The organism is Ruminococcus sp. RTP21484sp1_RTP21277st1_D2_RTP21277_210401, from assembly GCF_040924225.1.
Lineage (GTDB): Bacteria > Bacillota > Clostridia > Lachnospirales > Lachnospiraceae > Blautia_A > Blautia_A faecis.
Genome location: NZ_JBCOMJ010000059.1, coordinates 1 through 7,090 on the forward strand (window position 1 = coordinate 1; position 7,090 = coordinate 7,090).

Consider the following 7,090-nt stretch of genomic DNA (forward strand, 5'->3'; position numbering starts at 1 on the left):
TTGCGCCGGCGAGTGAGCAATCACCATTGTCCGAGTGCGTCCGCCTTGAACAACTTTCAACACACTAAATAGCAAAACACCATATTGACAGCTTTGCAAAAAATGCATATAATAATATCTTAGCGAAAGCACAATTACACAAACTTCGTCTGCGCACCAGCAATACCTATTATATACGATTAGGGCTTGTACTGGTTTCGACGGGGGTTTTGAAGTTGTGGAAGCCATCCGCAGTCTCCCGAACTGCGTAATAACGGGAAATTCTAAATATAAACGCTGACGATCAGTTAGTAATGGCAGCCTAAGTGCTGCCCGTCAGTCCTGTTGCACTCACACTTCAGGAGTCTGGCGTCGACCTTGTGAGAAACCTTGCCGGGTAAGCTTTGCCCCGGTAGATGTATCATGAAGCTACTGAAGCAGTAAGCCTGTCGGTGGGCGTGCTGTGGAGGGAATGTTAATACAGCGACTGTGATGGGAGATGCCGCAAGGGATAGACTTTCGGACGCGGGTTCAATTCCCGCCAGGTCCATAGTGAAAACGCCGTATTTACGGCGTTTTTTCTTTTTCGTGTTGCATTTCGTGTTGCATAGTTGTGAAATGCGAATTAATTTTATCTGTAAATTTCTTTTGCTCATCGTTGATCACATTTCTGTATACAGCCTTTAGAACGGTATCTGTTTTCCATCCACCTCTTGCCATAATGTACTGATCCAGAATACCAATCGCGTGCATGATCGAAGCAGAGTAATGTCGGAGATCATGAAAACGGAATGGTATAACCATTCCTTCAAATGGACTTATTGATTGCTACAGTGCTGTTACAATATAAGCCTTTTATGTTTGGACTATTAAATTCATAGTCCATTACGTCTATACCGTCCGCGCAGGTCTGGTCTTGTAATTCCTCATATGTGCTCATGTAAACACCTCCCGCTTTAGTATATCTCAATACGTGTACAAAAATCTGTACAGTTGCTTCCACAAAAAGAAAATTGACAAATATTTCGGAGTGACATATAATATATTTAACAAGAGAACCGTTGGTCAGTGCACACCTGACCGCCGGATAAAGCATCAGCTAAAAATAGCGCCTTACTTTACCAGAGCAGGGGCGCTATTTTTTATGCGAAAAAGTAATAACAAGAGTTATGACTGCACAAAGCATAATTACAAAAGTAAATAAATCACTGTATGTAACCATCAGCACCAGCCTCCTTTCACAAAAGTGTCCGGCGGCTGACATAACACCCCAACAGTTCCCTGGGTAAATATATTATATTGTCAATGTACATTCTGGCAGATATGCCGATTATTTCCTTTTGTTTTTCACAAATTCAGCAAACTGGCGAATTTCATTCAATTCGTCTTCGGTGTATTCTTTGCCATCAAAATGAGCGGCAAGAGTGGTAAGTTCGTCATTAAGTCCGAGGAGAGTATCAGCAGAAACATTTAAGCAATCAGCAATTTTCTTTATTGTATTTACGTTTGGTTCTCTATTTCCACTCTCATATAATGAATATGTAGATTTTGCTACGCCAATATTTTCTGCCACTTCTTTCTGGGATAATCCAGATCTTAAGCGAGCTTCTTTTAAATTGTCATTAAAATTGTCACCCATAATTGGTACCTCCTGATAATTCGATTATAGTTGCATATTGAAAAAACTGTCAACAGAAAAGTTTGCAAAATGAAAAGAAAAGTATTGATAAATTTGCAAATAGAAATTATAGTATAATTTCAGTTTGCAAAACGCAAATAAGCGAAAGGAGGAAATGAGATGTTTAGAAATTTAGAAGCGGAACAAGCCAGATTTGGTTATACAAATCAGCAGATGGCAGACAAGTCAATGATGTTTGCAACTGACAACGAACCAAGAGAGAAAGGAGGTGACAACGATCGTAATGACGGTTATTTTTGGTTATCAGTGTCTTCGGTCGATTTGGAATTATCAGTACCTTCTTCAACAGGTGAGCATGTGTCTTGAGTCTGTGAATACTGTTTATGCAGCTCTTCGACAGTTTCTTTTAACTATGACATTTTTCTTGAAATATGTTAAGAGCACATAACTAAGTTCGGCACATAATTACGGTTATGTTCTTAAGCACATAACCGTAAAAACTGGCTGTTCTGTGACACACCAAACGGAGCCCAGGCCAGCGCTATTGTGTACACAATGGTAGAAATGGCAAAAGCCAATGGAGTAAACGTCTATCACTATCTTACCTATCTGCTGGAAAAACTGCCTGATGATTGGATGAGTGATGATGAATTAGAACTTCTGGCGCCATGGAACGAAACTGTCAAAGCTGAGATCGAACGTCGTGCAAACGAATCAAATCAATCATATGTGAATTGTCAAGGTGCTCCGGCTACTGAAAAGTAGTCGGGGATTTTTCTTACAGAGAATATTTAAATAAATATGATGTAAACAAAGACGCATGAGTGTGGAGTGTGTGATTGAGAAATTTCAGAAAAAGTGAAAATCAGTCAGGGCCCCCTTTGGGGAGTCCCTGACTAAATGTAGCTATTCCTCAAATTCCGCAATCACCACATACCCACTAAGCGGTGCCTTTTCCACACTGACAATGGTTCCTTCCTTTGCCTTGATTCTCTGTGAGTTCGGATAGCAGCCGGACATGGCTACAGCAGGCTCAATGATATAGCTGTAGTTCATGTAGGACTGATATTCCGTGATCTGAATCTTATCTCCCGGTTTCACCAGTCCCGGACGCTCCATTTTAAAACTTTCCTGACGCATGTGAATTCCCTCTTTTCAAAAATTGATTTATATTTTACACTGTACTTAGAGCGTGTTTGAAAAATCATTCCCGCAATCTGCACGCCCCACTTTGCGGGAGATTTCACCCGAATTCGGGCGCCGTAGCCCGCTACGGCGCCCTCATCCGAGCGAAATCTCCCACAAATTGTGACGCACATCTTGCAGAAAGCCTTTTTCAAACACGCTCTAGCATAGCACAAAACAGAAAAAAAGTCATCTGTCAGAAAATGTGCTGGCGTTCACAAAATCATCATACCCCTGTGTTAAGATACAGGTGAATCGTACAAAAAGGTATAAAAACCATGCGATAAATGAGGTTGACCAAAAAGGGAGGACAAGATATGGATACATTAAAAATCCTTGTAGTGGATGATGAAAGCCGAATGAGAAAGCTTGTAAAAGACTTTTTAACAAAGAAGAATTTTCAGGTGCTGGAAGCAGGAGATGGCGAGGAAGCCATGGATATCTTTTATAAAGAAAAAGATATTGCCCTGATCATCCTGGATGTAATGATGCCAAAGATGGACGGCTGGGAAGTATGCCGTGAGGTGCGCAAGAATTCCAAAGTGCCGATCATTATGCTGACAGCAAGAGGAGATGAGCGTGATGAGCTTCTTGGTTTTGACCTGGGTGTGGATGAGTATATTTCCAAGCCATTCAGCCCGAAGATCTTGGTAGCCAGAGTAGAAGCTATCCTTCGCCGTACCGGACAGACCGGAGCGGAAGATGTGCTCAGCGCAGGGGGAATTGTGATCGATAAGGCTGCCCATCTTGCAACAGTCGATGACAAGCCTATGGATCTTAGCTTTAAGGAATTTGAGCTTCTTACTTACTTTTTGGAAAATCAGGGAATTGCTCTTTCCAGGGAAAAAATCCTTAATTCTGTTTGGAATTATGATTATTTCGGAGATGCCAGAACCATTGACACACATGTGAAGAAATTAAGAAGTAAAATGGGGGATAAAGGTGAGTACATCAAGACCGTATGGGGAATGGGTTACAAGTTTGAGGTAGAGTGATGAAGAAATCAAAGAAGCCAAAGAAAATCCGCTCCATAAAGCACCAGATCACGTTTACATTTATAGGTCTTTTATTCCTTTCCATTCTCACGATTTCCATGATCAACGGAGCATTTCTGGAAAAATATTATGTGTCAAAAAAGACGGAAACTCTTCTGGAAGCAAGGGAAGTGCTGAGTCAGATCAACACGGATTCTATGACAGAGGACGATGTGGAAAGCGAGCAGGAAGAATTGTCTTCTGAGATCATTCAGGAAAGCTCCAGGAATAATCTGACCTGGGTGGTTGTCAATGAGGATAATACGAAATATCTGTGCTGGCCGGAGAATGAAGATCAGCTGAGAAGCAAGCTGTTTTTTGGCTATGCCAGTGATCTTGATATGGATAACGGAAAAGGCACAATTCTGAAACAGACAGATAACTGTGTGGTTCAGCAGGTACATGACCGTTTCGTTGGCATGGATTATGTAGAGTGCTGGGGAAAGTTTGACAACGGCAATTATTTCCTGATCCGAAGCCCTCTGGAAAGTATCCAGGAAAGCGCAAATATTTCCAATAAGTTTTATTTCTTTGTAGGAATTGTCATTATTGTTATAAGTGGAATGTGTATTATGGCAGTAACCAGAAAGCTGACCAGACCTATTTCCGAGCTGACGGAGCTTTCCCGTAAGATGACAGATCTTGATTTTGAAGCCAGATATAAAAGCAAGGCCGGCAATGAAATTGATGTGCTGGGAGATAATTTTAACAAGATGTCCAGTCAGCTGGAGCATACCATTTCCGAGCTGAAATCTGCAAACAATGAGCTGCAGAAGGATATTGAGAATAAGGTGAAAATCGATGAAATGCGAAAAGAGTTTCTGGATAATGTTTCCCATGAGCTGAAGACACCCATTGCTCTTGTGCAGGGGTATGCAGAAGGTCTGAAGGAGAACATTAATGATGATCCGGAAAGCATGGATTTTTACTGTGACGTCATTATTGATGAAGCTGCCAAGATGAATAAGCTGGTAAAGAATCTTCTTACGCTGAATCAGCTGGAATCCGGAAAAGACGCAGCTGTTATGGAGCGTTTTGACCTGACTGCATTGATCAAAGGCGTTCTTTCCACCATGGATATCATGATCAGGCAGAAAGAAGCCCGGGTGATTTTTAATGAGACAGAGCCTCTTTATGTCTGGGCAGATGAGTTTAAGACAGAAGAAGTTGTGACGAATTATGTAAGCAATGCCCTGCATCATCTGGATGGAGAAAAAATCGTGGAGATCAAAGTCCAGAAACAGGAAGACAGAGTGAAAGTAACGGTATTTAATACCGGAACCCCAATCCCGGAAGCCGATCTCCCGAATTTGTGGAACAAGTTCTACAAGGTAGACAAAGCACGTACCAGAGAGTATGGCGGAAGCGGAATCGGACTTTCTATTGTAAAGGCTATTATGGAAGGTATGAATCAGCAGTACGGTGTTCAGAACTTTGATAACGGGGTGGAATTCTGGTTTACCCTGGATCGGAAATAAAGTAAAAATAGTCAATCTTCAGGCTGGAAATCTGGTGCTTGAAAGAGAAGATAATTGTAATTTTTCATAAAAAAAGCAGTGCTGATCGGGAAAGACAATACAAACTAACAAAACAGGCGGCAGCATGGAATTAGCTCTTTGCAACCGCCTGTTTTTGCGTTATACTGTAAGAATATGAAAGTGTATGTTCAGCAATATTGTGCTTTGGGAAGGCAGTATTTGCTGATTAAAAGCATTTATATGATGGCAGAAAATGCTGCACACAATAGACGCAGTATTGACGAAAAACAGACAACAGGAGGAGCCCGAATGATAGCAATAATTGACTATGATGCAGGCAATATAAAAAGTGTGGAAAAAGCCCTTCATTACCTTGGAGAGGAAACTGTAGTTTCCAGAGATCCTCAGGTATTACTGAGTGCAGATAAAGTAATTCTTCCAGGTGTTGGAAGCTTTGGAGATGCCATGAATAATCTGAATAAATTCGGACTTGTTCCTGTGATCCGGGAGCTTACAGAGAAAGGAACTCCATTCCTTGGAATCTGTCTGGGTCTGCAGCTCCTTTTCGAATCCAGTGACGAAACTCCGGGAGTGGAGGGACTTGGAATTTTGAAAGGTAAGATCGTGAAGATTCCCCCGGCTCCTGGACTTAAAATTCCTCACATGGGATGGAATTCTCTTCACCTTCAGAATGATGGCCGCCTGTTTAAAGGAATTCCGGAAGAGACTTACGTCTACTTTGTTCATTCCTACTACCTTCAGGCAAAAGAACCTGAAATCGTGAAGGCGACTGCGCAGTATGGCGTAACTATTCATGCCTCCGTTGAAAAGGACAACATATTTGCCTGCCAGTTCCACCCGGAGAAGAGCAGCAAGTACGGTCTGAAAATACTGGAGAATTTTGCGAAGCTTGGAAAGGAGGCATGATCATGTTTACAAAGCGAATTATTCCCTGTCTGGATGTAAATAATGGACGAGTAGTGAAAGGTGTTAATTTCGTAGACCTGAAGGATGCTGGAGATCCTGTGGAAATTGCGAAAGCATACGATGCGGCAGGAGCTGACGAAGTAGTATTTCTTGACATTACAGCCTCCTGCGAACAGCGCGACACGGTAGTAGATATGGTTCGAAAAGTAGCAGCTAACGTATTCATTCCATTTACAGTTGGCGGCGGGATTCGTACTGTAGATGATTTCCGGAAGCTGCTCCGCGAAGGTGCAGACAAGATTTCTGTAAACTCCGCAGCCATTGACCGTCCGGAATTAATCCGTGAGGCAGCAGATAAATTCGGCAGCCAGTGTGTAGTAGTTGCCATTGACGCTAAGCGTCGTCCTGACGGCGGCTGGAACATCTATAAGCATGGCGGTCGTTTGGATACAGGCATTGATGCCATTGAGTGGGCGAAGAAAGCAGAAGCCCTTGGTGCAGGAGAAATCCTCCTTACCAGCATGGACTGTGATGGTACCAAGGCTGGCTACGACATCCCATTAACCCACGCAGTATCTGATGCCGTATCCATCCCGGTCATCGCTTCCGGTGGTGCCGGTACCCTGGAACACTTCTACGAAGGCCTTACCGACGGCGGTGCCGATGCAGTTCTGGCAGCTTCCCTGTTCCACTATAAAGAACTGGAAATTTCTCAGGTGAAGGATTACCTGGCTGAAAAAGGTGTTCCGGTAAGACGATAGAATATTAAAATTGCTATTTAGTGTGTTGGGAGGGTGAAAAGTTTTCAGGAGGGACGCATTTGGACAATGTGTATTACTCACTCGCCG

General features: G+C 42.6%; 10 protein-coding genes, 1 other RNA gene and 2 pseudogenes. 8 read left to right on the forward strand and 5 right to left on the reverse strand.

Translation table 11 applies throughout. From position 1 onward, the window contains the following. Window positions 1-182 precede the first annotated feature (182 nt). Window positions 183-532: a transfer-messenger RNA gene (gene ssrA, locus AB5706_RS22775) on the forward strand. Window positions 533-546: 14 nt separating this feature from the next. Here ssrA and AB5706_RS22780 read toward each other — a convergent pair. The 3 genes from AB5706_RS22780 to AB5706_RS22790 all read right to left on the reverse strand — a co-directional run bounded on the left by AB5706_RS22780 (window position 547) and on the right by AB5706_RS22790 (window position 1,618). Beyond that, window positions 547-699, reverse strand: a complete 153-nt coding sequence (locus AB5706_RS22780; protein ID WP_233456192.1) for a hypothetical protein — start codon at window positions 697-699, stop codon at window positions 547-549. Window positions 700-787: 88 nt separating this feature from the next. Continuing rightward, entirely contained in the window at window positions 788-919 is a 132-nt protein-coding gene (locus AB5706_RS22785; protein ID WP_267904441.1) for a hypothetical protein, read from the reverse strand. A 390-nt stretch (window positions 920-1,309) separates the two neighbouring features. Then, window positions 1,310-1,618, reverse strand: a complete 309-nt coding sequence (locus AB5706_RS22790; protein WP_148461842.1) for a helix-turn-helix domain-containing protein — start codon at window positions 1,616-1,618, stop codon at window positions 1,310-1,312. Between the two features lie 159 nt (window positions 1,619-1,777). On the opposite strand from AB5706_RS22790, the gene AB5706_RS22795 reads away from it, so the two are divergent. Both AB5706_RS22795 and AB5706_RS22800 read left to right on the forward strand, forming a co-directional pair. Then, a complete protein-coding gene (locus AB5706_RS22795; RefSeq protein WP_118584274.1) occupies window positions 1,778-1,984 on the forward strand; it encodes a hypothetical protein in 207 nt (68 codons plus the stop codon). Window positions 1,985-2,110: 126 nt separating this feature from the next. After that, a pseudogene (locus tag AB5706_RS22800) lies at window positions 2,111-2,383 on the forward strand (transposase domain-containing protein); the annotation flags it as partial. Between the two features lie 141 nt (window positions 2,384-2,524). Here AB5706_RS22800 and AB5706_RS22805 read toward each other — a convergent pair. Both AB5706_RS22805 and AB5706_RS22810 read right to left on the reverse strand, forming a co-directional pair. After that, window positions 2,525-2,758 (reverse strand): hypothetical protein, encoded by a 234-nt coding sequence (locus AB5706_RS22805; protein WP_118584275.1) that lies wholly within the window; start codon window positions 2,756-2,758, stop codon window positions 2,525-2,527. After that, window positions 2,716-2,958, reverse strand: coding sequence for a DUF6783 domain-containing protein (locus AB5706_RS22810; protein ID WP_373132582.1), 243 nt, complete (start codon window positions 2,956-2,958; stop codon window positions 2,716-2,718). The genes AB5706_RS22805 and AB5706_RS22810 overlap by 43 nt, the downstream gene beginning before the upstream one ends. On the opposite strand from AB5706_RS22810, the pseudogene AB5706_RS22815 reads away from it, so the two are divergent. The 5 genes and pseudogenes from AB5706_RS22815 to hisF form a co-directional block, all read left to right on the forward strand. Continuing rightward, a pseudogene (locus AB5706_RS22815) lies at window positions 2,875-3,057 on the forward strand (DUF6783 domain-containing protein); the annotation flags it as partial. The gene AB5706_RS22810 and the pseudogene AB5706_RS22815 sit on opposite strands and share 84 nt — an antisense overlap. Before the next feature lie 63 nt (window positions 3,058-3,120). Beyond that, window positions 3,121-3,798 (forward strand): response regulator transcription factor, encoded by a 678-nt coding sequence (locus AB5706_RS22820; RefSeq protein WP_118584277.1) that lies wholly within the window; start codon window positions 3,121-3,123, stop codon window positions 3,796-3,798. After that, entirely contained in the window at window positions 3,798-5,315 is a 1,518-nt protein-coding gene (locus AB5706_RS22825) for a sensor histidine kinase (protein WP_173770362.1), read from the forward strand. Before AB5706_RS22820 ends, AB5706_RS22825 begins: the two co-directional genes overlap by 1 nt. 309 nt (window positions 5,316-5,624) lie before the next feature. Beyond that, complete coding sequence (hisH, locus tag AB5706_RS22830; protein ID WP_118584280.1) at window positions 5,625-6,242, forward strand: imidazole glycerol phosphate synthase subunit HisH; 618 nt, start codon at window positions 5,625-5,627, stop codon at window positions 6,240-6,242. 2 nt (window positions 6,243-6,244) lie between these two features. After that, window positions 6,245-7,003 (forward strand): imidazole glycerol phosphate synthase subunit HisF, encoded by a 759-nt coding sequence (hisF, locus tag AB5706_RS22835; protein WP_148461840.1) that lies wholly within the window; start codon window positions 6,245-6,247, stop codon window positions 7,001-7,003. Window positions 7,004-7,090: the final 87 nt, after the last annotated feature.

What these genes read in the sequence shown, in the direction of transcription:
- AB5706_RS22780 (WP_233456192.1), bottom strand. Translation starts at nt 699, where the DNA reads ATGGCAAGAGGTGGATGGAAAACAGATACCGTTCTAAAGGCTGTATAC.
- AB5706_RS22785 (WP_267904441.1), bottom strand. Translation starts at nt 919, where the DNA reads ATGAGCACATATGAGGAATTACAAGACCAGACCTGCGCGGACGGTATA.
- AB5706_RS22790 (WP_148461842.1), bottom strand. Translation starts at nt 1,618, where the DNA reads ATGGGTGACAATTTTAATGACAATTTAAAAGAAGCTCGCTTAAGATCT.
- AB5706_RS22795 (WP_118584274.1), top strand. Translation starts at nt 1,778, where the DNA reads ATGTTTAGAAATTTAGAAGCGGAACAAGCCAGATTTGGTTATACAAAT.
- AB5706_RS22805 (WP_118584275.1), bottom strand. Translation starts at nt 2,758, where the DNA reads ATGCGTCAGGAAAGTTTTAAAATGGAGCGTCCGGGACTGGTGAAACCG.
- AB5706_RS22820 (WP_118584277.1), top strand. Translation starts at nt 3,121, where the DNA reads ATGGATACATTAAAAATCCTTGTAGTGGATGATGAAAGCCGAATGAGA.
- AB5706_RS22825 (WP_173770362.1), top strand. Translation starts at nt 3,798, where the DNA reads ATGAAGAAATCAAAGAAGCCAAAGAAAATCCGCTCCATAAAGCACCAG.
- hisH (WP_118584280.1), top strand. Translation starts at nt 5,625, where the DNA reads ATGATAGCAATAATTGACTATGATGCAGGCAATATAAAAAGTGTGGAA.
- hisF (WP_148461840.1), top strand. Translation starts at nt 6,245, where the DNA reads ATGTTTACAAAGCGAATTATTCCCTGTCTGGATGTAAATAATGGACGA.